Annotated in this window: 24 protein-coding genes and 1 tRNA gene; 11 read left to right on the top strand and 14 right to left on the bottom strand. The window is 66.6% G+C overall.

All coding sequences use genetic code 11. From position 1 onward, the window contains the following. Positions 1–7 precede the first annotated feature (7 nt). Positions 8–403, top strand: coding sequence for a hypothetical protein (locus NCW75_05500; GenBank protein ID UYV13738.1), 396 nt, complete (start codon positions 8–10; stop codon positions 401–403). Positions 404–613: 210 nt separating this feature from the next. Here NCW75_05500 and NCW75_05495 read toward each other — a convergent pair whose 3' ends face one another. The 5 genes from NCW75_05495 to NCW75_05475 are packed head-to-tail and all read right to left on the bottom strand — an operon-like array spanning position 614 to position 4,139. After that, complete coding sequence (locus NCW75_05495) at positions 614–1,441, bottom strand: hypothetical protein (protein UYV13737.1); 828 nt, start codon at positions 1,439–1,441, stop codon at positions 614–616. A 19-nt stretch (positions 1,442–1,460) separates the two neighbouring features. Continuing rightward, the gene (locus tag NCW75_05490) at positions 1,461–3,113 is read right to left on the bottom strand and encodes a DUF87 domain-containing protein (GenBank protein UYV13736.1); all 1,653 of its coding nucleotides are present in this window, start codon (positions 3,111–3,113) and stop codon (positions 1,461–1,463) included. Beyond that, on the bottom strand, positions 3,110–3,385 hold the full coding sequence (locus tag NCW75_05485) for a hypothetical protein (GenBank protein UYV13735.1): 276 nt from the start codon (positions 3,383–3,385) through the stop codon (positions 3,110–3,112). Before NCW75_05485 ends, NCW75_05490 begins: the two co-directional genes overlap by 4 nt. After that, positions 3,385–3,711, bottom strand: a complete 327-nt coding sequence (locus NCW75_05480) for a hypothetical protein (protein ID UYV13734.1) — start codon at positions 3,709–3,711, stop codon at positions 3,385–3,387. The genes NCW75_05485 and NCW75_05480 overlap by 1 nt, the downstream gene beginning before the upstream one ends. Continuing rightward, entirely contained in the window at positions 3,708–4,139 is a 432-nt protein-coding gene (locus NCW75_05475; GenBank protein ID UYV13733.1) for a hypothetical protein, read from the bottom strand. Before NCW75_05475 ends, NCW75_05480 begins: the two co-directional genes overlap by 4 nt. Positions 4,140–4,620: 481 nt before the next feature. Between NCW75_05475 and NCW75_05470 the strand changes: the two genes are divergently transcribed. The 3 genes from NCW75_05470 to NCW75_05460 are packed head-to-tail and all read left to right on the top strand — an operon-like array spanning position 4,621 to position 6,822. Next, the gene (locus NCW75_05470) at positions 4,621–5,439 is read left to right on the top strand and encodes an ankyrin repeat domain-containing protein (GenBank protein UYV13732.1); all 819 of its coding nucleotides are present in this window, start codon (positions 4,621–4,623) and stop codon (positions 5,437–5,439) included. Between the two features lie 60 nt (positions 5,440–5,499). Then, entirely contained in the window at positions 5,500–5,928 is a 429-nt protein-coding gene (locus tag NCW75_05465; protein UYV13731.1) for a hypothetical protein, read from the top strand. 57 nt (positions 5,929–5,985) lie between these two features. Then, positions 5,986–6,822: a class I SAM-dependent methyltransferase gene (locus tag NCW75_05460; protein ID UYV13730.1), complete on the top strand. Its 837-nt coding sequence runs from the start codon at positions 5,986–5,988 to the stop codon at positions 6,820–6,822. Here NCW75_05460 and NCW75_05455 read toward each other — a convergent pair. Then, positions 6,819–7,268 carry a DUF2238 domain-containing protein gene (locus NCW75_05455; GenBank protein ID UYV14227.1) on the bottom strand — a complete coding sequence of 150 codons (450 nt, stop codon included), beginning with the start codon at positions 7,266–7,268 and terminating at the stop codon, positions 6,819–6,821. The genes NCW75_05460 and NCW75_05455 overlap by 4 nt on opposite strands. A gap of 360 nt (positions 7,269–7,628) precedes the next feature. Here NCW75_05455 and NCW75_05450 point away from each other — a divergent pair, with 360 nt between their 5' ends. After that, a complete protein-coding gene (locus tag NCW75_05450; GenBank protein UYV13729.1) occupies positions 7,629–8,357 on the top strand; it encodes a hypothetical protein in 729 nt (242 codons plus the stop codon). A 148-nt stretch (positions 8,358–8,505) separates the two neighbouring features. Here NCW75_05450 and NCW75_05445 read toward each other — a convergent pair whose 3' ends face one another. Next, on the bottom strand, positions 8,506–9,108 hold the full coding sequence (locus NCW75_05445) for a hypothetical protein (protein UYV13728.1): 603 nt from the start codon (positions 9,106–9,108) through the stop codon (positions 8,506–8,508). A gap of 28 nt (positions 9,109–9,136) precedes the next feature. Next, positions 9,137–10,180 (bottom strand): ABC transporter substrate-binding protein, encoded by a 1,044-nt coding sequence (locus NCW75_05440; protein UYV13727.1) that lies wholly within the window; start codon positions 10,178–10,180, stop codon positions 9,137–9,139. Positions 10,181–10,418: 238 nt separating this feature from the next. Here NCW75_05440 and NCW75_05435 point away from each other — a divergent pair, with 238 nt between their 5' ends. From NCW75_05435 to NCW75_05425, 3 genes are read left to right on the top strand one after another with little or no spacing between them, the layout of a single operon-like run. Next, positions 10,419–12,950: a hypothetical protein gene (locus NCW75_05435; GenBank protein UYV13726.1), complete on the top strand. Its 2,532-nt coding sequence runs from the start codon at positions 10,419–10,421 to the stop codon at positions 12,948–12,950. Between the two features lie 27 nt (positions 12,951–12,977). Beyond that, entirely contained in the window at positions 12,978–14,642 is a 1,665-nt protein-coding gene (gene tadA, locus NCW75_05430) for a Flp pilus assembly complex ATPase component TadA (GenBank protein ID UYV13725.1), read from the top strand. A 13-nt stretch (positions 14,643–14,655) separates the two neighbouring features. After that, positions 14,656–15,249 (top strand): DUF1801 domain-containing protein, encoded by a 594-nt coding sequence (locus NCW75_05425; protein ID UYV13724.1) that lies wholly within the window; start codon positions 14,656–14,658, stop codon positions 15,247–15,249. Here the strand turns inward: NCW75_05425 and NCW75_05420 are convergent. From NCW75_05420 to NCW75_05395, 6 genes are all read right to left on the bottom strand, one after another. After that, positions 15,246–16,286, bottom strand: coding sequence for a pyridoxal-phosphate dependent enzyme (locus NCW75_05420; GenBank protein UYV13723.1), 1,041 nt, complete (start codon positions 16,284–16,286; stop codon positions 15,246–15,248). The genes NCW75_05425 and NCW75_05420 overlap by 4 nt on opposite strands. A gap of 512 nt (positions 16,287–16,798) precedes the next feature. Further along, complete coding sequence (locus tag NCW75_05415) at positions 16,799–17,011, bottom strand: hypothetical protein (protein ID UYV13722.1); 213 nt, start codon at positions 17,009–17,011, stop codon at positions 16,799–16,801. Positions 17,012–17,143: 132 nt separating this feature from the next. Then, a tRNA-Ala gene (locus NCW75_05410) sits at positions 17,144–17,218 on the bottom strand. A 71-nt stretch (positions 17,219–17,289) separates the two neighbouring features. Next, positions 17,290–18,432: a glycosyltransferase family 9 protein gene (locus tag NCW75_05405; protein ID UYV13721.1), complete on the bottom strand. Its 1,143-nt coding sequence runs from the start codon at positions 18,430–18,432 to the stop codon at positions 17,290–17,292. Then, positions 18,425–19,042, bottom strand: a complete 618-nt coding sequence (locus tag NCW75_05400) for an HAD-IIIA family hydrolase (GenBank protein ID UYV13720.1) — start codon at positions 19,040–19,042, stop codon at positions 18,425–18,427. Before NCW75_05400 ends, NCW75_05405 begins: the two co-directional genes overlap by 8 nt. A gap of 35 nt (positions 19,043–19,077) precedes the next feature. Further along, the gene (locus tag NCW75_05395; GenBank protein UYV13719.1) at positions 19,078–19,392 is read right to left on the bottom strand and encodes a hypothetical protein; all 315 of its coding nucleotides are present in this window, start codon (positions 19,390–19,392) and stop codon (positions 19,078–19,080) included. Positions 19,393–19,553: 161 nt separating this feature from the next. Between NCW75_05395 and queA the strand changes: the two genes are divergently transcribed. The 3 genes from queA (at position 19,554) to murF (ending at position 23,511) form a co-directional block, all read left to right on the top strand. Next, on the top strand, positions 19,554–20,657 hold the full coding sequence (gene queA, locus NCW75_05390; GenBank protein ID UYV13718.1) for a tRNA preQ1(34) S-adenosylmethionine ribosyltransferase-isomerase QueA: 1,104 nt from the start codon (positions 19,554–19,556) through the stop codon (positions 20,655–20,657). 74 nt (positions 20,658–20,731) lie between these two features. After that, positions 20,732–22,216, top strand: coding sequence for a UDP-N-acetylmuramoyl-L-alanyl-D-glutamate--2,6-diaminopimelate ligase (locus tag NCW75_05385; GenBank protein ID UYV13717.1), 1,485 nt, complete (start codon positions 20,732–20,734; stop codon positions 22,214–22,216). Then, positions 22,213–23,511 (top strand): UDP-N-acetylmuramoyl-tripeptide--D-alanyl-D-alanine ligase, encoded by a 1,299-nt coding sequence (gene murF, locus NCW75_05380; protein ID UYV13716.1) that lies wholly within the window; start codon positions 22,213–22,215, stop codon positions 23,509–23,511. The genes NCW75_05385 and murF overlap by 4 nt, the downstream gene beginning before the upstream one ends.

Genomic DNA, 23,511 nt, shown 5'->3' with positions numbered 1-23,511 from the left:
AGTAGCCATGCCAGAGCCCAGGCAATGCAACGCACAGCACGTCCACGATCGCATCTGCCGCTGCCTCGAGCATGCCGCGATCGACACAGCCAACTTGCCCGAGATCCTCCAAGCGTTTGACCAGGCCGGCTTCGAGATGCGAGAGAAGGGCAAGCGAGATCCGGTGCCGATCGGTGATCAGATCCCGATCAAGCGCAGCCAGATCGGACACAGCGACGACTGGCTGCTCCAGGCCGACATCGGCGGCGGAAGCCGCGTTGTGTGCGTGGAGAGCATGGTGCGAGGCCAGCGCCAGCGATCAGCATGGACGGCCGTGCCGGCATTGACGGACCACGAGAAGCGGATGGCTGAGCTTCGGCGAGAGCTTGAACACAGGTCCGCACACCCCAATGGGGATGGGTAGGTACTACTGAACCCCCACCCCCTGCTATCAGGTCGCGAGGCGACGTGCGCACAAATGCCGGGGGTGGCCGTTTTGTGGATTCGCGTTTCGCGTTTCGCGTTTCGCGTTTTGAGCCCATGACCCAAAGGGTAAAAAGGCCAGTTTCCCCCGGGGATCTGGCCCATTCTGCCCGCTGGCGCTACACACGAAAACGCGAAACGCCCCCCATCCTCACGGGCGAGTTTCGCGTTTTTGGGATAAAGACAAGGCCAAGATCTTCCCAGGCCGAATCCTGTACACCTTCGTTTCACGGTCCTTGATCTCAACAACCCCGATTTGAACCAGCTCACGCAGGCCTGATGCCACGTCCGACTCGGTGATCTTCGCTGAGGTCGCGATTATACTGAGCTTGGAAATGACGGTAGTCCAATCCACCCTGAGGCTGGCCCATAGCACGAGAACATTCCCAACCGACCAAGCCTCGTGCGACATGTTGATGTCATCTAGTGCCAACAGGATTTGATGAGAATCGAAGGTTTGCGGGAGCTCAATAATGGTCTCGCTGAATTTGCGAGGCGCCAGTTCCTCTGGCGTCCGATGCACCGAGACATCCAGATCGTTGACCATCGAAGAGAGCGTCCTGGCGAACTCGCGCGCCTGTTTCATGACGTCGTCCACAGCCGCCTGCGGGTCGTACGACTCGGCCCAGACCTCGGTCGTGACCCGGCATCGATCGCCGGTAGCCTCCCTCCAGTCATAGATCATGCGGCACTGCCACTTCGACGGATCATCAAGGTCTTCATACCTCGTCAGCTCGATCGGTCCCATCTCCAGGGTGAAGAAGGGCCACTGCTTTTGGCCCTTGATCCGCCATGCCTTTGGGTTGCGGAGACAAGCCTTGGCGGCCATCGCCTGCTTCTTGACTTCCTGCGACAACGGCTGGCAGTCGAGAAGCTCAAGAATCATCTCCTTGATGGCCTTCGCAAAGTCGGCCGCGCTCATCCCGGCCGGGACTTCGATGTTGACAGTGTTCATGTCAATGTTGGCGTGGTCGGTCATGGTCGTTCTCCTGTTGATTTCAGCCCGCGCTACGGGAGTTGTTGAGTGATTCTGGATACAACAGATCCGTGCCCCGGATCGGCTGGCCCTTCTTGATCAGCCCTAGCTTCCGCAGCTCGGCCAGGGCGGCCCGGATGGTCGAGCTGCCCGGCGAGACTTCGGCACGCTGGGCGACCTCTTCGACGTCCAGGCCGTCCCGCTCGAGGACGACCTCGAACACGCGGAGCGAGGCGCCGCTGAGTTGCTGGCGGATCATGGCGTGCCAGTCGGCGATCGTGCCCACCTTGGGGAACTCGACGGCGCCGCGGCCCTGGGCGGTCAGGCTGGTGCCCTGGCCGTAGTACGCGATGAGCCCGGCCTTCTTGAGCTCGGACCTGGCCGCCCGGATCGTGCTCGATCGCGGGCTGATGCTGGCCACGAAGGCCACCTGCTCGGTCGTCGGTAGCTCGACGCCGGCCTTGAACCACCACGCCAGGGCGTGCAGGACGCGGTCTTGAGCCGAGCCGGTCGAGGCCGGTGCGACCATTTTGGTGGGCTCAACAGAGTGGTCCGGGGCTGGCGCGACCATCTTCCTGGGCTCGGGAGAATGGTCGGCCCCCTCCGCCTCGGCCGCGAAGTCCTGGATCTCATCGAGGATCCTGGCCGCTCGAGCAGAGAGCGTGCCGACCTTGGCGAGCTGGTCGGTGCGCAGCCGGCGCTCGTAGGCCAGGGCCTGATCGACAGCACGCTGCACCGCGGCGGGATCCGGCTCTGGGGCCATCTTCGACTTCTTTGCCAGCTCCCGCCGGAGCTGGGTGATCGTCTTCTCGGCGTCCTCGAGGGTGAGAGGACGACCCTCGCCAGCGATGTCCTTCACCGCTTCGGCCAGGGCCCGCATGACGGCCGAGTGCTTCACGGGCGGCACGGTGGCGGTGGCGCCGTCCGGCGGCGAGGTCTGGGGCCGGCTAGCGCGGAAGCGCGAGACGCCCGGCTCGCTCAGGGCCGGGCCGTGGGCGAACCACTCGCCCGGCTTCAGCTCGCGCAGGACCTGGGCGTCGGCCCTGCTCATGCCCAGCATGTCGGCCGCCCGCTTGATGTCGATGTCCAGGGTCGTCATGCCTAGGAACTGGTTGCCGGCCTCGGCGATCGCGTCCTTTCGCAGCTTCGAGATCCGCTGGCTGAGCAGGATGCCGCCGTACCCGCGCTTGCGGCCGCGGCTCATCAGGTCGATGACCTGGGCGGCCGAGTTCTCGGATCGCATGCCCTCTGGGCAGAAACGGTGGGCCTCGTCGATCGCGATGATCGTGGGCCGCCAGCAGGCCCGCGGGGCCCCCATGACGGCCTTGAGGAAGTCGGCCACGTACTGCTCGTGGTCGCGCGTGGGCAGCTCGGACAGGTCAATGATGGCGCTGCACGCGTGCTCCATCAGGGCGCGGGCCACCTGGCGGGCGCTCTTCAGCTCGCATGGGATCTCGCCGTGCGGGCCCACCAGCACCATGCTGGCGACCTCGCGGATGGTGAAGAACTCGCCCTCGGGGTCGATGACGATCACGGGCATCTGGTCGGCCGCCTGCTCCACGATCGAGCGCAGCAGGTAGCTCTTGCCCCCGCCCGAGCTGGCCTGGATGACCGCCCGGCTCTGGGCCAGACGGGCGGGGTCGAGGGTGATGGTTTCGGTCAGATGGACGGTCATGATGGCTCCCTACGAGGCGGCATGAACTCGCCGAAATGATGAACGTGGGCCGTCTCGAGCGCGTAGCGGATGAATCGCCAGTCTTTTTCGGGCAAGCAGGCAGTGAGAGCCTTTCCCGGCGGGAGGTCGGGCAACCTTCGATAGTCGACGGGTGGTGCGTCGATCAGGCCTCCGAAGAACGCATGGAGAGCCTGGAGCTTCTCCGCGAACTCGCGAGCCCTCTCGCCGGTGCTGAACTCGGGGTCATAGCTGTCGCTGACAGGGCCCGGCATCAGGCACCCCCTTTGATGGTCAGCAACGCGCGATGGGTGTAGATTCGGCCCATGCCTGGCTTGCCCGATGTGTCGCTGTCATCCGGCACGAATTTGATGAAACAGCCCGCCTCAAGCATGGCGGTGGTTTCACGGACCATGTAGGGCATTCGAGGATTCTCGATCTGATCCTTCCAGATGCCCCGCCGGTACCTGTGGCTGACGACAAGCTCGCGCCCAGATTTGATTTCGTCCAGTACCTCGCGCATCCGCTTGGTGAGATGCACCGTCTTACCCAGTTCGGATGGGCCGCAGCAGATCGGCACGTAGTCTTGCTTGATGGTCAAGCCTTCACCCCATCTGCCGCTGCGGCACGAATGGCGTTGATAAAGTCGATGGCCTCGGAGAGCGCCTCACCCTCAGGTTGGTTGTTCCCGACCTCCGGGTCAGCCTTCAACCGCTCGAGCAGGCTCCCAAGATGGTGGACTTGCAGCTCATCCGGAAGGCCGGCATCCTTGACAGCGTCGTCCAGTCGGTAGCCGAACTGGCGGTCCATGTGGTCGTCGGCCGCTTCCTTCATGCCCTTGGCGGTGTAACCACGCTCCGACAGGCCAGAGACGTGGTAGAGCAGCTCCGCCAGGCGCTCCTCGGTGTCCATGAGCTGGTCCATGAGCTTGCGGGCACCCTCGCCCGTGACGGCCAGGGGGACACCTGACGGCGGAGGCGTCAGGTACTCGAACTCATCTGGCTTGATGCCCAGCCAGCGGCCGGACACACCTGGCTTGACGGATACGGCACCATGTTGGTTGCACCATGCCTCGTGCTCGCCAGCATCGGCTGCTAGCAGAGATCCGGGTATTTCGGATCGAACTCGACGGAGCAGGCGAATCTTGAATGGTCCATGGTCCACTGTTTGGTCCTTTCCTAGTGGCACGCGACAGCTCACCGACCCAACGGATGGGTGGTGGCAGCCCACGCGAGTGCTGTTTGAATCACTGGGGAAACCGCGCGCGTCGGAATCTGCGCGCACGGGCCGAAGCCGGCGGTTTCGCTCGGCAATTCCAGAGGCGGTTCGAGTCCCTCCGGGCCCACTCCTTTTGACCAGCCCCCCTGGTCGCACAAACGACAGGGTCGGGCTCGGCGGTTTGGATGGTGACCGGCCAAACCCCGGAAGGATGGCCGGCAGCGCCCTATCGTGCGGCTGTTGACCCGTCCAGGCCGCGCTCGCGGCCGTTGCTTGCAGGGGGCCGCCGGCTATGAACAATCTCAAGGGCCATCTGGTGCTCGTTGGCGTCGCGGCGCTCGGCGTGTCGCTCATCCTGGTTGCGATCCTGATCCCGCCGGGCAATCCGCCGCTGCCGGGGGATGAGCAGGGCCAGGGCGAGACCGCCGGCACACCGGATGGTGAGGCGGCCGAAGGCGAGCGGTCACGCACGGTCGAGCCCATCGAGCCGATGGACGAGCCGGCGCACGTGCGGCTGCTGCGGGCGGCCTCGGCCGGTGACGTGGCGACGATGCGGAGCCTGATCGGCATGGGTGTGAGCCCCGATGCCGCGGCCAGCACGGCCGACGTGGCGTCGGTGAGCACGCCCCCGCTGGAAGCCGGAGCGACGGCCCTGATGCTGGCGGCCCGGGACAGCGATGCGGCGACGGTCAATGCCCTTCTGGAAGCCGGAGCCGACCCGAACGCGCAGGCGGACTCGGGGATGAACGCCCTGATGCAGGCGGCCCAGCGCGGGCAGACGGACATCGTGGTGTCGCTCCTGGGGGCCGGTGCCGACCCGACGCTGGAGACGGCCGAGGGGCGGACGGCGCTGATGCTTGCCGCCAGGAACGGGGCCCACCATTCGGTGGATCTGCTGCTGGAGGCCGGGGCCGATCCCGATGAGGCGGACGCCCAGGGCGTGACCGCCCTGATGCACGCGGCCGGCGGCCAGCACATGGAAGCGGTGATCGTGCTGCTGGGCGGGGGTGCCCGGGTGGACCTGGCGGACAGCAGCGGGCGCGGCGCCCTGGATCGGGCCGGCGAGAGCGGGCCCATCGCCGACGTGCTGCGCGAGGCCGCCGGGGGCTGAGTACGTCTGGAGTTGGCCCGTGCAAGCGGCCGATAGAGGGCGACCCGTCCGAGGAGTGTCATGGCTGACGTGAACGGTGTGAACGGCTCGAATCCGCTGGCAGCTCTGCAGGGTGCCGGGCGGTCGATCCGGATCACGCCGACACCTCCAAACACGACCCAAACCGGCCGCCCCGCGCCCACCGACGCGATCAGCTTCTCGAAGGCCGCCGAGCGGCTACGGTCGGCCCAGCCCGTGCAAGCGGCGCCCGCGACGTACGGGGTCAACGGGCTCCAGGCGACGACGACCGCCGCGGCGAAGCAGGCCATCGGGCAGATGGTGGCGGCGCGGGTCGAGACCCCGATGGACTACGTGTCGGGGCAGACGCCGACGCGGGGCGGGGCATTGCCGTTCTACACGAACCCGAGCCTGGCGAATAGCGCTGCGACGAGTGCCAGTGTGAACCGCAGCGCGGCGCGGCTGGGCGTTGGCCTGGATACCTCGGGCTAATCGTCCAGGCCACCGGCTTTTTCATCGGCGGGTCATCGAACCGCCGAAATCCATCGCATGACCTCATCCCAAGCCGTCGCCGAGAACGCGTACCCGGCCCGTGTCCAGCCGCTGCCCGACGCGGTGGACCACTGGCGGGCCGAGCGCGAGTACTGGCTCGGCCGGCTCGAGGCGTACTACCGCGAGGCGTTCGGGGTTGGGCTCGATCGGTTGCAGACCGATGATGCGGCAACGCCCGGTGCGCGGGTGAGCGTGATCCAGGACGTTGCCAAGAGCAACCCCGATGCGTTTTATGCGACTGGTGCTCGAGGGATTCTGTTCTACTTGCAGGAACTGCGAGACCACGGCGTGGACCCGGCTTCGCTGGGCGCGGTGCTGGAGTTCGGGCTTGGGTTCGGGCGGTTGCTGCGGCATTGGCTGCCCATCGGGCCGGAGCTGTTCGGGTGCGATGTGACGCCTGCGGCGGCCGAGTATTGCGCTGAGGTGTTCGGCGATCGCGCACGCATCTCTTGCAACGCCGAGGAGCCGCCGCTCGAGTATGAGGACGGCCAGTTCGATCACGTGTTTGCCAACTCGGTGTTTACGCACATCCGAGGCGAGGCGGCGGTTCGCTGGGCAGCGGAGATGGCCCGCATCATCCGACCGGGCGGTGTCGCGATCTTCAGCGCCCTGGACGACAACGTCCACCTGAACAACCTGACCGAACGGGAACTCGATCAAATCTTGCGCGAGAACGATGGCGTGCGGGAATGGGGACGGCCGGGTGTGCGTGAGAACTATCGCTACGCGACCGACGATGCCGAGCGGCGGTTGTGGTCGCCCTGGTTTGAGGTGCTCGAGATCCGCCGGCACTTCAAGGACCAGCGGCACGTGATCCTGCGGCGCAAGTCCTAGCCGCGCAACCGAATGTAGACCCCCATCGCCGCCGCGCCCACGAGGTTGCTGACCAGGTCCCAGCCGGTGTTGGTGTAGCCGCCGACGTTGGTGTCGGGCATGGTCAAGACGGCGACGAACTCGACGACCTCGTTGAGGGCGCCCAGGCCGATGCCCATGAGGATGCAGGCAAGGACTAAGCCGGTCGTTGGCTTGGGTGGTGCCCCATCGTCGCGCTTGAACGCGATTCGGAGGCACTCCCAGCAGACCAGCGTTGCGACCGCGAAGCCGAATGCGTGGAGGGCCTGGTCATACCTCGGTAGCCACTCGGCCGGACGATAGTTATACAGCACCGCATCGCCGCCGATGGGCACGTTGCCGCCGGCCAGGTGGAGGACGGCCCAGATAAGCAGGCCAGCGATGGCGGCGGTGGAGAAGTGGACGCTGCGGTCGATAGCGGCGACCACGCCCGCGAGGATGAGCAGGACGACGCCGTAGAAGATGAACTCGTTGTTGCCGTTCAGGAGGGCGTAGATTGAGAAGCCAACGAGGGCGATGGCGAAGAGGATGGTGGCGGTGAGGCGGGTGGGGTCTTTGAGGAAGGGGGGGGACGAGTCAGCCATGGCCTTGGTATCGGCGGATGGAGGATTCTGAGTTGATCGGTATGCGACGATCAAGAGCCGGCCCAGAGCCGGCCTGAAGCCCTGGCAACGACCCGGGCGGGATCGGAGTCTGACCGGTCGGGTTGGACAGGATCGCTCGATCGGGTAGCATCGCCCACCGATCCTCCGTTCCACATGCCAACCCCCACGCTTCCGGAGCCCGCCATGACCACCCGCGATATCGACGCATTGTTCGAGCACATGACCACGAAACTCGACCACCAGATGGAGGACGAGATGGAGTGGATCTTCTCGATGCTCCACGAGGACACGGACCGGCTCGAGAAGGTGGGCATGACGCTGGTGGACGAGTTCGACGTCGACCTGGTGACGTGCGAGCTGTGCGATGATAATGGCAAGGCGACCGGTGAGCGGGTGGACCTGCTGATCTCGATGGTGGCGGCGCTCAAGCCCGAGGAGGTGCGGGCGTTGTCGGATCGGTTCGCGGCCCTCGCGGAGTCAGAAGGCGTCGAGTATGAGGGCGTGGCCTGCACCGATCCGCTGCCCGAGGACTTCTTCGATTGGTTGGACCTCGAGGAAGCCAACTGGCGGCTGAAGCACCTGGCCGACAGCGGGTGGCCCGAGGGGCAGCCGATCCCGTTCATCTTCGCCGTCGAGTGCGAGGACGGTGCGCAGGCGAAGAAGGTGGGCGCGGCGTTCGAGGCCGACGGGCTGGATGGCAAGCTCGGGGGCGTCGAGGTGATCGACGACTCGGGAGACCATGAAGACGCCCAGGGCACGGGCGTAGCCGTGCAGATGGAGGGTCTGCACGACGAGGCCGTGCTGGCGTCGGCGTACGCGGCGGTCGAGGGGATCGTGAAGGAAGCCGGGGGGCGGTTGTTGGGGGTTCAGTTTTTTGGGGATGAGGATGAGGATGGGGACGACGAGGGCTGATTACTCGCGACCGTTGGCCGCCATGAAGCTCCGCCCCTAATTTCTCCCGTTCCCGGGGCGCATCATTGACAGGCCGTTTCCTCGAACAGCGTCCAAGCGCGTGAAGTTGGACCAAGTCTCAACTTCTGGTGGTTCATGAGGCCGGGAATCACTCGAACACGATCTCGAATCGTTCCGCGCTGTATCGTCGTCCGAGCACCGGCTGGATCGCGTTAGCGACCGGCTCGGAAAACAACGTCCAACCATTCATCGCCATCCACATAGGCGCGTCAGCCTGATCCTGTGTCACAATGAGCTTGTCCCCAGGTTCACCCCCCGGCCCGTACCTCGGCTGTCCACACGCCTCACAGCGAGACACTTCCTGATCGACATCGAATGCCCAACGCACCTTGGACTCCGCGGTGCAGAAGAACGCGTCAAAGTTGATCTTCTGGCACCAATCGGGCTCGCGCACGTACGTAGCCGGAGGCATGCTCACCCAGCACGGCACCCTGCCATGTCGCCATCGAGAGAAGTCGGCCGCGGTGAGGAGTTTGTGGTGAATCACCTCAAACGGGCCGAGCATGTCGGATACCAACTTTCGCTCGGGCTGCTCGATCAATAGTGCGGCTGTGCATTGGCGGACCATCTCTTGAGATGGCGATCGGCACCCTTTGCACAGCCAGCCTCGCTTGCGCAACGGTCTGGTCCATCGCTGATCGGGGATCGCCCAGCGTGCTGGAGTCAGGTTGAACAACACGGCTCGAGCCATTACGTCCCCTCCTCGAAGCAGCGCGCACTCAATTCGTCCATTGTTCCCACCCAAACCCCACCGGCATCCGATCCTCCCTTTCGTGCAACCACGCCACGAGCCACTCGAACGCGTCGACCAGCCTCGGCCCGGGCCGGTTGAAGTACTGGTTGCCGTCGACGAGGGCGACCTTGCCGTTCTGTACGGCCGGGAGTGAGCGGAACCAGTCCTGACGGGCGATCTCGCTCGTCGCGTGGCGGGTCTGTTCCAGGGTCAGGCCGCAGGGGGCGATGACGAGGGCCTCGGGTTTGGTTGCGGCGAAGATTTCGTTAGGAACGCTGATGGACTTGCCGGCGGTGCGTTCGCTGTGCATGGCGCCGGCGGCGGCTCCGGAGCCTTGTTTGGCGATGGTCTCGTTCAGGGGGTGGCGGCCGCCGGCGCGTTCGATGAGTTGCACGGTCCAGTGGCCGGCGATGAAGATGGGGTCGGTCCATTCAAGAAAACCGACGACCGGGGCGTGGGCGAAGCTGGGCACCATGTCGGCGGCGGCGTAGAAGCGCTCGCGCAGGGCGGCGACCTGGTGCATGGCGTGGTCTTCGTTGCCGATCGCTTTGCCGATCGTCAGGCAGTCGTCGTAGACCTGCTCGAGGGTGTGGGGGTCGAGGCTGATGATGGTGGGTTCGGTGCCCGACTTCTCGCCGATGCGTTGGGCGGCGGCTTGCACTTCCGGTAAGGCGATCGAGCATACGTCACACAGGTTTTGGGTGAGGATGATGTCGGGCTGGAGGGCTTCGAGCATCCCGGTGTCGAGCGAGTAGAGGGATGGTGCGGGGTCTTCCGCTCCGCGAGAGTCACCGGGGCCGAGGGCCTCGCGAACCTGCCGATCGATCTCGGCCGACGACCCTGGACTACCCGAATAGGTAGTCCGGGCGGCGGTGAGTGTGGGCAGGTGGGAGAGCTTGGATGGGAAGTCGCACTCGTGGCTGCGGCCGACCAGCAGGTGGTCGCCGCCGACGAGGCACAGGATCTCGGTGGCCGAGGGCAGGAGGCTGATGACACGCGGTGCCTTAGGGAGGTGGCTGGGGTGGGTCATGGGTCTTGGGATCACCTGGGCTTTGGTACACGGCTGGGCCCGATTGGGCCGATGAGCCCCGGACTTGGCTGGGTTATGGACCAACGTGGTCGGTGGCTGGCTGGGGCCGGTGAGGAGGGGCGGCGCGGGGCCTGGAGTGGCTTCCGCGGCGCGAGGCTGATAGAACCCTAGCCCCTGGCAGGCCTTGGCTTGCCGAGTGACCATGCCGTGGGGGCGAACGACCGGCAGGAGGGCGACGATGCCGCAGCGGATGAACGTGGAATTGGGCTCGAGGAAGTTGGCCATGCTGCCGCTGGCGGCGGGTTTGGCTGTTGGCCTGGCCACCAGCGCGGGGCTTGGCCAGAACCAGCCCCAGGGCGAGCCGCCAACCCAGCCCGAGGGCCGCTCGCCCGCCCTGGTGCCCGAGCCGGGTCAGGAGCAGGGTGCTCAGGCGCAGCCGCAGGCACCCCAGGATGGCCCGCCGATCATCATCGGGCCGTTCGCCGAGCCCGTGGAGCTCCGGACACTTCTGGACATCGCGGTGGCGCGCCTTGGGGTGCAGCTCGCGGTGGATACAAGCCTGACCGGCAGCGTGATGATCACCCAGGAGCTGCGCATCCCGCCGGACCAGTATCTGCTGCTGCTGAACTCGTTCCTTGAGCAGAACGGTTTCGCCATGGTGCCCGGGGCGATCGATGGGTTCTTCCAGATCGTGCCGAAAGCGTCCGTGCCTTCGAACCCCGGCAAGACATTGCCGACGACACTCGTGATCCGCACGCCAAATACGAAACCCAGCGTGTTGCAACAGGCGATCGTGAGCCAGGTGACCTCGGGTGGACGCATCGCGGCGCTCGACGAGCTCGGCGTGCTGATCGTGACGGCCTCGCCGGGCGAGGCTAATGAGGTCAAGCGGCTGGTGGATCGCATCTTGGCCGAACGTGACGAGCAGCGGTACATCCCGTTCGATCTAACGCACATCTCGGCGGTGGCGGCGCGCAGCCAGGTGCTGCTGCTGGCCGGTGTGCCCGAGGAGACCGGCTCTCCGGTCCAAAGCTTCCCTCGCCAGCAGGGCGGCGATCAGAGCGGAGCGGCGCTCACCAGCGCGTTGAGCAACCTCGGCCAGCGGCTGATCGTGGCGCCGTCGGGCAATCGGCTGCTCTTCCGCGGCACGTCGGACGAGGCCGATCGCGTGGCCGATCTGATCGATATGGTGGACATCGCCGACAATTTGCTTCCCAAACGGTATAGCACGGGGTCGTCGACGGCGAACGTAGCGGCGCTGGCAGAGCAACGTGGGCTGGGCACGATCATCCAGTTTTCGAGTGCCGATCAGCAGGGCGGGCTTGGCCAGTTCGGTGGTGCCCAGGGAGTCCGGGGGGTTCAGGCGGGCCAGAACCCGTTCGGCCAGCCGCAGTCGCCCCAGGGCGGATCGGCGATCGTGGTGGACGAGGTGCGACAGAGCATCGTGTTCTATGGCACGCCCGAGCAGCACGAGGGCTTCGCAGCCCTGGTGAACGAGTACGACCCGGGCGACGAGCAGGTGGTCATTCGGAACTACGAGCTTGACTGGGCCAAGGCCGAGGACGTGTCCAACCTGCTGACCGAGTTGATCGAGGGCGCAACGGCGGCGGCCAGCGGTGACCTGCTGCCCGGTGGCGGCCAGACGGGGCGGCAGGCCACGGCCAGGCAGCCGCGCACGCCGGATCAGCCACCCACTCCCGATGGTGCCTTCGGCGACGTGCAGAGCGAGGACGCGTTTGTCACCTTCGACGAGGCGACCAACCAGGTGCTCGTGCGAGCCCCGATGAATATGCAGCCGCAGTTCCGGCGGCTGATCGAGACCATCGACAAACGCCGGCCCCAGGTGTTCATCGAGGCGAAGATCCTGGCGGTCACGTGGACCGACGACATGCGGCTGGCGTTCGAGTCGCAGATCATCAACGCGGGCGGACGCGAGGGGTTGTTCCAGACGAACTTCGGATTGACCGACTCCGATATGGACGCGACGATCCCGAACACCGTGGATGACAGCCTGCTTGGTTTCACCTCGGCGGTGATCCGGAGTAATTATGTCCCGATTGTGATCAATGCCTTCCAACGCAACGTGAACGGGCGCATCCTGGCCACGCCGCAGCTCCTGGTTGACAACAACACCGAGGCGAGCATCGTGAGCGTGGAGGCGCAACCGTTCCAGACGACCTCGCAGGACGGCACCTCGACCCAGACCGGCTTCGGCGGATTCGAGGAGGCCGGTCCGCAGTTCACCGTCACTCCACGCATCAATCCGGGCGGGTTCGTCACGCTGAGCTACGACCTGACGCTGTCCAACTTCGTAGGCCAGGGGTCCGATGGTGTCCCCCCGCCGCGCCAGGACAGGACCGTGACGTCCGAGGAGGTCACGATCCCGAGTGATTCGACGATCATCGTCGGCGGCATCACACTCGAGAATGATGCCGACACGAAGGTCAGTGTCCCGCTGCTCGGTAAGATTCCCATCTTGGGGTATTTGTTCAGCGACACGAGTTGGAACGAGTCGAAGACAACGCTGTACGTGTTCATCACGCCCAAGATCCTCTACGAGCCGACGATCAGCGAATATGAATTGCTGACGGAGGGCCCGCGCCGGATCGCCGAGCTCGATGAGGACGTGCCGGAGCTCGAGACGTTCATGGTTCGGGTGATGGTGCCCCGGGACTTCACGCCCGATATCGGCTTCGGGGGCGGTGATGGCGAGCGTGAGCCCGATGGTGGTGACGAGTTCGGCATCGAACTCATCGAGCCCGGGTCCTGATCGCGTGGCCGCTACGGAGAGCCGACCATGAGCAAGCTATCCATCTTCGGGAAGGGCAAGCAGGACGGGGTGACCGAGGCCCGGGCGTCGGGTGATGCGCTGCCGGGTGTTGCCCGGGCGTTGCGAGTACCCCGGCTGACGGCCGATGCGTTGCTGGCATTCCGGGAGATGCCGGGCTCGGACACCGAACCCTGGGACATGCTCATCAGCGCGATGGCGACCGACGAGCAGAGCTCGCTGAAGCTGCTGGCCGAGCGGACGGGGCTGCCGTTCGTGGCCGAGCCCCGGCTGAGCGAGAGCGCGCTGCGGTTCTATGAGATGGTGCCCCCGAACGTGGCGCGCGAGCGGCACGTGGGCGGGGTCGCCAGCGATGGCCGCTGCATGACCATCGCCACGGCCCAGCCGATGCAGCCCGACTTCTTCACGCAGCTCGAAGAGCACCTGGGCATGCCTCTGCGGCTGGTGCTCACGCCCCGGGCGGTGGTGCAGAGCCTGGTGAACCGCGGCTACGAGCAGCGGCAGGACCTGGTTACTGAGATCATCGAGGAGATGCCCCTCGACGAGCGGGCGATCGCCAGCGCGGCGGGCTCGGTCGGTGCCGGGAACGACCTGCTCGCGCTCGCGCGCCAGGGGCCGGTCATCCGGCTGGTCAACATGATCCTCTTCGAGGCGCTGCGCCGGCGCGCGAGCGATGTTCACGTCCATCCCGAGGAAACGCGGCTGAACATACGGTTGCGTGTCGACGGCATGCTGGTGGATGCCTTCAGCCCCCCGCTGTCGCTGGCGTCGGCGATCAGCAGCCGCCTGAAGGTGATGACCGAGCTCGACATCGCCAACCGGCACAGCCCGCAGGACGGGCAGACGACCGTGCGCGTGGGTGCCCACAAGGTGGACATCCGCTTGAGCGTGATCCCCACGGTGCATGGCGAGCGGCTGGTCATGCGTCTGCTCGACCAGGGCCAGAACAAGCTGAGCCTGGACACGCTGGGCATGACCCAGGAGATGCAGGCGGAGCTCAAGAGCACGGTCGACCGGCCCAACGGCATGCTGCTCGTCACCGGGCCAACTGGGTCGGGCAAGACGACCACGCTGTACTCGGCCCTTGGCATGGTCGATCGCGATTCACGCAACGTGATGACGATCGAGGATCCGGTGGAGTATCGCCTCGAAGGCATCAGCCAGATGCAGGTGAACGCCAAGCGGGGCGTTACGTTTGCGGCCGGCTTGCGGAGCTTGTTGCGTCAGGACCCCGACGTGATCCTTGTTGGTGAGGTGCGTGACCACGAGACGGCCCAACTCGCGGTGCAGGCTTCGCTGACCGGTCACCTGGTGCTGGCGACCTTGCACACCAACGACGCCCCGAGCGCGATCCCGCGCTTGTTGGACATCGGCGTCGAGCCGTTCCTGGTCACGAGTTCCTTGCTGGGCGTGATGGCCCAGCGGCTGGTACGCCGATTGGCCACACCCGAGGAGCAGAATGAAAGCGGCCAGCGATATCGTGGCCGGATGGGTGTGTACGAGCTCATGCGCATGAACGACGAGTTGCGCACGCTGACGGCCCAGCGATCGGACGGCGTGCTGCTGATGGAGGCCGCCAAACGGGCGGGGTTCAAACCGATGATCGAGGACGCGAAGATGAAGGCCGCCAAGGGCATGACCGATGAGGCGGAGATCAAGCGGGTGTTGTCATAGGAGTGGCATCGAGATGGCTGACACGAAACCGACAACGATTGCAGCGTATCTCAAGGCTCTGCCCGCCGATCGCCGGGAGGCTCTAGAGGCGATCCGTGCGGTGGTGAACAAGAACATCGATACGAAGTTCGCCGAAGGCATGCAGTATGGCATGCCGGCGTGGTTCGTGCCGCACAGCGTGTATCCGGCGGGCTACCACTGCGACGCCAATCAGCCGTTGCCGTTCGCGAGCGTGGCCAGCCAGAAGAATCACATCGGGATCTACCTCTTCTGCATCTACCAGGACGACGAGCTACGCGAGTGGTTCGTCGACGCCTGGAAGGCGAGCGGCAAGAAGCTGGATATGGGCAAGAGCTGCATCCGCGTCAAGAAACTCGAGGACGTGCCGTTGGACGTGCTGGGCAAGGCGGTCAAGAAGATGAAGGCCAAGGGGTTCATCGAGCACTACGACAGTGTGCGGCCCGATGGTCCGAAGGGGATGAACGGGAAGGTCTCGAAGAACAGCAGCAAGACGACAGCTAAGAAGGTCGCCAAGAAAACTTCGAAGAAGACCACCAAGAAGGTGTCGAAGAAGGCTGCGAGCAAGAAAACTACGAAGCGTCGCTAAGCCAGGCCCTGGATCGTGTCGAGATCAACGTTCCCGCCGCTGAAGATAATTCCAACGCGACGGTCGGCCACCGAGCCCGGTTCCTCGTGAGCCAGCCGCAGCAGGCCGGCCAGGCCCAGTGCGCCCGAGGGCTCGACGACGAGCTTGAGGCGGTCCATCACCAATCGCATGGCGGCGATGATCTCGTCTTCTTCGACGGTCACGAAGCGATCGACGTGTTTGAGCACGAGCGGGAAGGTGTAGCGGCCCAGGCTTGGGGTGCGAGTGCCGTCGGCGATGGTGTCGGGGTTGCGCACGCTGTGGAGCACGCCGCTGCGGAAGCTGCGAGCCGCGTCGTCGGCGGCCGCGGGCTCGACGCCGATGACAACGCAGTGGGGGCACACGCTCTTGGCGGCGATGGCCGTTCCGCTGAGCAAGCCCCCACCGCCGCAAGGAGCCAGAATCATGTCAATCGGCCCGGAACGATCGAGTAATTCGAGGGCTGCCGTACCCTGGCCGGCGATGACGTGGGGGTGGTCGTACGGCGGGATGATGGTGAGGCCCTCGTCCTTGGCGATCGTGCCGCCGACGGTTTCGCGGACTTGGGTCTGCGCGTCATAGAGCACGATGCGGGAGCTATCGTGGCCGCGCTCTTGCCCCCGATGAATCTCGCGCTTCGTGGCGTCGAGCTTGATCTGCGGCGCGTTGGTCGGCATGACGATGACGGTGGGTACGCCGAGGTCGACACCGGCGCGGGCGATGGCCTGGGCGTGGTTGCCGCTGCTGTAGGTCAGGACGCCGCTCGTGCTCTTGTCGAGTTGCAAGAGCGCGTTGGTCGCGCCGCGGAGCTTGAAGGCGCCGGTGTGCTGGAGGTTCTCGCACTTGAAGACGACCTTCGGGCCGTGGCCGGCAAGTTGGCGGTCGAGCATGGCGTCGATGGGGGTGCCTTCGAGCACCGGCGTGTAGCGCACTTTGTCTTCGATCCGCCCTGCCGCCGCGCGCACGTCGTCAACGGTGACGGCGTTGGCCAGCGACATGTCCGGAGCCGGGGCGGGCATCCCCGAGCGTACGCGAGCGTGGTGTGGGGGCGCACGAAAAAGGCCGGCCCCGTGTGGGGGCCGGCCGTCGGGTCTTGCGTCCTGTGCTTCCGCAGGAGCCAAGCCCGCGCGACGCCGCGCGGAGCCGGACCTGCTCGACCACAAGGGCCTCCGGTCCGGCGTCAGCGACGCAGCGTCCTGTCGTTGGACCTCATGTTGAGATCCTGACTGAGATTCGACACTGGATCACCTCCTTTTCGCACGGGCCTCTTCGGGCCAAACCTGCCCGGCCGCCGCGCTCCCCAGTACGAAGCAGGGAACGCCGTCGGGCTCTTTCCCCGGGCGTGTTGAGAGCCCGGGCACACCGCCCGCCGGGAGTTGCCCGACGGTCGCCGCGGCCGCTTTCGCCGGGGGCGGGGTTTTGGTCCCGGCCTGGGGCGTGCGCTTCGCGGAAGCGATCAATTGTACGCCGAATAACGAGTAGAAGTTCCAGACCGTGGCAAGAGCCCTAACTCGTGCCAGGCCTCGTTGCCCTACTCCAATTCCTCAAACGCCCCCTTCGCCGCCTCCTCATCCAGATACTTCTGGAACTCTCCGGTCTTGTAGCTGATGAAGCAGAAGACGTGATGCAGGGTGGCCCACTCCAGGTCGGCGGGGTCCTTGTCGAGGTCTTGGCGAAGGCGGTTGAGTTCGGCGAGGAGTTTCTCGGCGCGGATGGTCTTTGGCGTGTCGGGTGTGTCGGGCATGGGGCCTCCTTGAGGGATGGACGATCGTGGCCCGACGCTACGATGATCGCGCCACGCCCGCCACCGACGCGGGAGGCCTCGATTCCGATCAATCCAAAACAAAACCGGGCCCAAACGGGCCCGGCTGTCGAGTGGAGGCGACCGGACTCGAACCGACGACCTCTTCCATGCCATGGAAGCGCTCTACCAAAGCTGAGCTACGCCCCCGACAGTTCCTGATTGTCCCACGGGCGTGGCCGCTGGGCCCCTCCCGTGCAAGGCCACGATAGTAGCCGGGGTCACCGGCCCGGGGCCAGCCCTCCCTCACCACCCCCATCGGCAGGTGCGTGGTTGGTGTTGAGCACCAAATCGACGGCCTGCTGCACGCGATCGAGGGTGATGCGGTCGACGCGGCTGCGCTGCGGGTCGTCGTTGGCGGTCTGGCCCTCGGGTAGGTCCGGATCGGCCAGCACGAGTTGCTCGCCGGCGGGCGTGGGGATGGTGGTCCAGCGGTGGTCGGTCGGCCCGAACAGGCTCACAACGGGTACGCTCAGGGCGGCGGCCATGTGGCGGGGGCCGGTGTCGTTGGTGACCATCAGGCTTGAACGCGCGAGCACCCCTTTGAGCGAGGCGAGCGAGCCGCCGTGATCGGCAAGGTTTGGGGGCCCGCAACGCGACGCGGCGCGCACGGCGGCGGCGATTTCCGCCTCGGCAGGCGAGGCGTTGATGACGCTGGTCAGGCCGTGGGCTTCGAGCAGCCAGTCGGCGAGCTGGCCAAAACGATCGGGCGGCCAGCGTTTGGCGGTGTTGTTGCCGCCGGGGTTGAGGACGGCGAGCTTGGTTTCGGGATCGATGCCGGCCTTGGTGAGCACGTCGGCGGCTTTGATAATGTCGGCGTCGGTGGCGACGAGTTCGAGCCTGGCGCGCGCGGGCAAGGGCTCGATGGGGGCCGTGGCGTTGACCTGGCGATCGGCGAGAACATCCAGCAAGGCGCGCGCGGCGTGGTGGTAGTACGCAACGGCGGGCACGATGGCCCAGCCGCCGCCCTCGCGCTTCGGAGCTGTAAGCCGGTGGGTTAGGAGCAAGCCCCGGCCGTCGCGCTCGTAGCCCAGGCGCATGGGGATGCCGGCGACGCGGGTGGCGAGCGCGGTGGAGAACGAGTTGGTGAGCAGGAGGGCGGCGGCGTAGCGACGGGGACGGAGCTGGGCGGCCACGCGCTTTGGCCCGAGCACGCCGGTGGTCGGCGCGATGTGGACCTCGTCGAGAGAATCCAGACCGGCGAGCACCTGGTCGATGCCGGGCCTACATATGGCACCGATGTACCAGCCGGGGAGCGTGTCTCGGATGAGGCGCAGGGCGGGCGTGGCCATGACGGCGTCGCCCACCCACGAGGGCAGGACGATCAGCAGCCGGCGGTCCCGATCCCCCACCGCCTCAGCCATGCGTGGGTGCTGGGGTTTGGGCGATGCGATCCATCACCTGGGTGAGATCGAGTGTATTGCCAACGAGGAGGCACTGGGTTTGGGGCAAACCCGCGGCCAGGCCTGCGTCGATGTCGCGCTGGGCGTCGCCGACCATCCAGGAGTGGGCGAGGTCGAGGTTAAAGAGTTCGGCGGCGGCGAGCAGCATGCCGGGCTGGGGCTTACGCCAATCGTGTTCGCGGCAGAATTCGGCAGGGCCGTTGGCCTGTGGGTGGAAGGGGCAGGCCAGGCCGGCCTCGATACCGGGGCCGAGCAAGTCGAGTGTGCGCTGGCAGGTGGCTTCGACTTGGGCGAGCGTCGCGCCGCCGCGGGCGACGACGCCCTGGTTGGTCACGATGATGACGGCGTAGCCCAGTTCCCGGGCGCGACGGCAGGCATCGGCGGCGCCGGGCAGCGGTCGAACCCACGCCGGATCGGCCAGGTCTCCCAGTTTCCCAGCCAGGGCTTCTGGAGGCAGGGTCGCGTTCTCGATGAGGGTGTCGTCGCGGTCGAAGAACACCGCCGACCGGGCGGGGCCGCTCTGGTGGCGCGTGGCCGGGTAGGGGCGGGTTTCGGGCGGGAAGATGACCACCGGGCCAGTTTAGCCGGCTGGCGTAGGGGGCTGGCTCAGACGGTGACGTCGATGATCGAGCCTGTGGGCAGGAGTTGCTGGATGGTGACCGGCGGGGTGAGGCGGATCGGTGGCGCGTAGGGCACGGGCACGGGGCTGACCTCGGCGAGCCTGGGTGTGCCGTCCTGCCGGGCGGCCGGGGCGTGGCACGTGTGGCGGCATTCCTCCCCGCCTGCCGCCGCCGCGCTGCGCCGCTCGGCCGCCCGCTGGATCTGCTCGCCCCGGTTGATCCGCTGGAGGTACTCCCCGAAGCGGAGGGGCTGGTGGGCCCCGTGATGGAGGCCGGCCGGGATGTCGGCAACGCCGGACATGCCCAATGCCTTGAAACCACTGTGCCACGGATCGGTGGACGTGCCAGAGCCGATAAGAGCCGCGATTTCGGGCTGCTAGCGGGGTGTTTCTGGGCCGATGGCACTGGGCCGGGGTGTCAATGATGCCCCCTCGCAACACTTGGGCGTTGCGTGAGGACCACATGCTGCGAACGCGAGACCTCGAGTATGACCTGCCCCGCGAGTTGATCGCGACAGTTCCCGCCGAGCCTCGCGATAGCGCCCGGCTGCTGGTGGTGCGAGGGGCGGCCGAGCCCGAGCACGCGGTGTTTCGGGATCTGCCGGGGTATCTCGATGCGGGGGATCGGCTGGTCGTGAACACCAGCCGGGTGATCCCGGCCCGGCTCCAGGGCGTCCGACGAGACACGGGCGGGAAGGTCGAGGGGCTATTCCTGGAGTTCGGCCCCGAGCCGGGGCTGTGGGTGTGCATGGTGAAGGCGCGGCGGTTCAGGCCCGGGGCCGAGATCGGGTTGTTGGATAGAGCCGGAGAGCCCTCGACTCACGCGATCGAGTTGGTGAAGCGGCATGACGACTTGCCGGGCGCGTGGCTGGTGCGGCTGGTTGGGTCCTGGGAGGGTGCCGAGGCGTTCGCGGCGCACAGCATGGCGGTGTTGGGTGAGGTCGGGCGGGTGCCCCTGCCGCCGTATATCAGGAGCGCCCGTCGCGCTGGCGGCGGCGAGGACCAGACCGAGGGGGATGTTGATCGCTATCAAACGGTGTACGCCGACCCGGCCGCTACGGGGTCGGTGGCGGCACCGACGGCTGGGCTGCACTTCACGCCGGGGGTTCTCGGGGCGTTGGCCGGCCGAGGCGTGGTGCGGCGGGACGTGACGCTGCACGTGGGGGCCGGCACGTTCCGCGAAGTCGAGACCGAGGTCGTGGAGGACCACCCGATGCATCGGGAGCTATGCCATGCTCCCGAAGCGGTCATGAGCGATCTGGCGGACGCGAATCGGGATGGGCATCGGGTCGTGGCGGTGGGCACCACCGCTGCGCGGACCGCGGAGGCCAGCGCTGGAGCAGGCGGGGGCTGGCTGGAGACCGACCTGCTCATCACCCCTGGGTACCAATGGCGGCTGGTGGACGCGTTGGTGACGAACTTCCACCTGCCACGCTCGACGCTCATGTCGATGGTGGCGGCGTTACTGCCCGGGGGTGTGGAGCAGTTGCAGGCGGTGTACGCCTGCGCGATCGAGGCGGAGTACCGGTTCTACTCGTATGGCGATGCGATGCTGGTGCTGCCTTGAGCGGTCCTTCGGAAATGTCCGCATTTCGAGCGGGCGTGGCCGATGGTTTGGGGTTCGTACCGTCGAGAGAACCGATGCTGCTCAGCGACCTCATCCGTGGCCTCCCGATCACCGTGCATGGCTCGGCGGATGTTCGTGTTTCGGGCGTGACCGAGGACAGCCGGAGGGTGGAGCCGGGGTGGCTGTTCGTGGCGCGTCCGGGGACGAAGCAAGATGGGTGCGCCTTTGTCGCCCAGGCCCTGGAGCGTGGGGCGGTGGCGGTGCTGGGTCGTGGGCGAGTCGATGCTGCCGTCTCGCTGGTGAGCGATGTGCCGGCGACAGTGGGCGCGGTGCTGGCCGAGCGGTGGTTTGGCTCGCCGAGTTCTCGGCTAGGGCTCGTCGGCATCACCGGCACCAATGGCAAGACAACGGTGGCCTGGCTGCTGCGGCACTTGATGAACGCCGGCGGGCGGAAGTGCGGGATGATCGGGACGATCGAGATCGACGAGGGGGCCGGGGCGAGGGCGGCCGAGTTGACCACGCCGGCGGCCGAGGACGTCAGCGCCTCGCTTGCTCGGATGGTCGGGCACGGGTGCGATGCGGCGGCGATCGAGGTTTCGAGCCACGCTCTGGACCAGGGGCGAACGGGTGGGCTGTCGTTCCGTGCCGGGGTCTTCACGAACCTGAGCGGCGATCACCTGGACTACCACGGGTCGATGGACGCGTACGCGGCGGCGAAGGCGCGGTTGTTCGAGGGCCTGTCGCCCGACGCGCTGGCGATCGTGAATGTCGATGACCCGGCGAGCGAACGGATGCTGCGTGATTGCCGGGCGCGGGTGCTGCGGTGCTCGATGGGCGGCGAGGGCGATGCGACAGCACGTGTGGTCGCCGAAGGGTTGCAGAGCCGGATCACCATGGTCGGGCCGTGGGGCGAAGTCGGTGCGCGGCTCTCGCTGGTTGGCAACCACAACGCGATGAACGCGTTGCAGGCCGTCACGGCGGCGCACGACCTTGGCTTGTCGCGCGAGGCGATCGAGGCGGCGCTGCCCTCGCTCATGCCGCCCCCGGGTAGGCTGGAGCACGTGCTGGTCGAGGGCGTCGATGGGCCGCGCGTGCTGGTGGACTACGCGCACACCGACGACGCGCTCGAGAAGGCGCTCACCGCGGTGGCGGGCCGTACGGGCGAGGGCAAGCTCTGGATCGTCTTTGGCTGTGGCGGCGATCGAGATCGCACGAAACGGCCGCGCATGGGCGCGGTCGCGGGAAGGCTGGCCGACCGGGTGGTGGTCACCAGCGACAACCCGCGGACGGAAGAGCCGCGGTCGATCCTGGATCAGGTGCTCTCGGGTGTGCAGGACGGCGTGTGGACGGCCAGCGACGTGCATCGGGAGGCGGCGATCCACCTGGCGATCTCGCAGGCCGACGCGCATGACGTGGTGGTGATCGCCGGCAAGGGTCACGAGGATTATCAGATCATTCCTGATGGTGCCGGGGGTTCGTGCAGGCGGGAGTTTGATGATCGGGTGATCGCACGAGCCGCGTTACGGAAGCGGTCGGCCGTGGCCGGGGGTGTGCGATGATCCCGCTGGAATTACTCCCCGGTTTGCTCGACGGCCAGTGGCTCTCCAAGGGTGCGGGCGCCGTGACCGGCGCGAGCATCGATACGCGATCGCTCGGGGCGGGGCAGGCGTTCTTCGCGATCCCGGGCACGCGGGTTGATGGTCACGATTTCCTGCCGCAAGCCGCCGAGCGTGGGGCGAGCGTCGCGATTGTGGAGCGTGAGGTTGAAGTGCCATCTGGATTGGCCGTGCTCCGAGTCGCCGACGTGCGCGCGGCGTTGTGGGGGGTGGCCAAGCACCATCGCACGTTGATCTCGGCGCGGGTCGTCGCGGTCATGGGCAGCAACGGCAAGACCACGACGGTGCGCATGCTGGAGGCGGTGCTCAAGCGGGCGATGGCGACGCACGCGTCGGCCCGGTCGTTCAACAACGCGCTGGGGCTGCCGCTGACGATCCTGAACTGCCCCCCTACCGCCGAGGCGCTGGTGTGCGAGCTTGGCGAGGGGGAACCCGGCGCTCTGGCAAGATATGTTGGGTTGGCACGGCCCGACGTGGCGATCGTGACCAGCGTGGGACGGGCACACGTGGGCGAGCTTGGTGGGATGGACGCCGTGCGGCGGGAGTTTTCCGAATCCCTCGCGGCGCTCGCGCCATCGGCGAAGAACATCGTGCCCGATGGTGAGGCCTGGCTCCACCGTGCGTGCAGTGTGGCGTTTGCGCCCGAGCGGGCGTGGCACGAGCTTGGTCGTGTGCGGTTTGAGTTGGCCGACGGGAGCCATTGGACGCTGCCCGTACCGGGGCTGCACAACGCTGACAACGCGGCTGCGGTCATCGCGGCGGCGCGAGAGCTTGGGATGCAGGATTCTGACATCGCCAATGGGCTGGAGCGATTCGAGCCGGCGGAGATGCGGCTGGCGGTGCGAGAGGTTGGCTGTACAACGGTGATCGTGGATTGCTACAACGCGAATCCTGACTCAATGGCGGCGGCGCTTCGCACGCTGGCGGATGTTGGCGAGGGGCGGCGCACCGTGGCGGTGGTCGGGGACATGCTCGAACTTGGATCCGACTCGGAGGCCTGGCACCGCCAGATGGGCGAGCTGGCCGCGAACGCGGCCGACGAGTGCGTGTTCATCGGCGAGCGTTCAACCGCTGCGTTTGAGGCGGCTGGCACCGGCGCGTGGTTCGCCGGGGTGGACGAGGCTCGGGAAGCGGTCGTGGAGTTGGCGATGCCGGGTTCGGTCGTCTTGTTGAAGGCGTCGCGCGGGATGGCCTTCGAGAAGCTGCTCGAGGGCCTGGATCGGACGGCGGTGGCGTAG

It is taken from the genome of Phycisphaera sp., assembly GCA_025916675.1.
Classification (GTDB): domain Bacteria; phylum Planctomycetota; class Phycisphaerae; order Phycisphaerales; family UBA1924; genus JAHCJI01.
The sequence above is the reverse complement of the archived record's forward strand: the minus strand, read 5'-3'. Positions and strand labels throughout refer to the sequence as shown.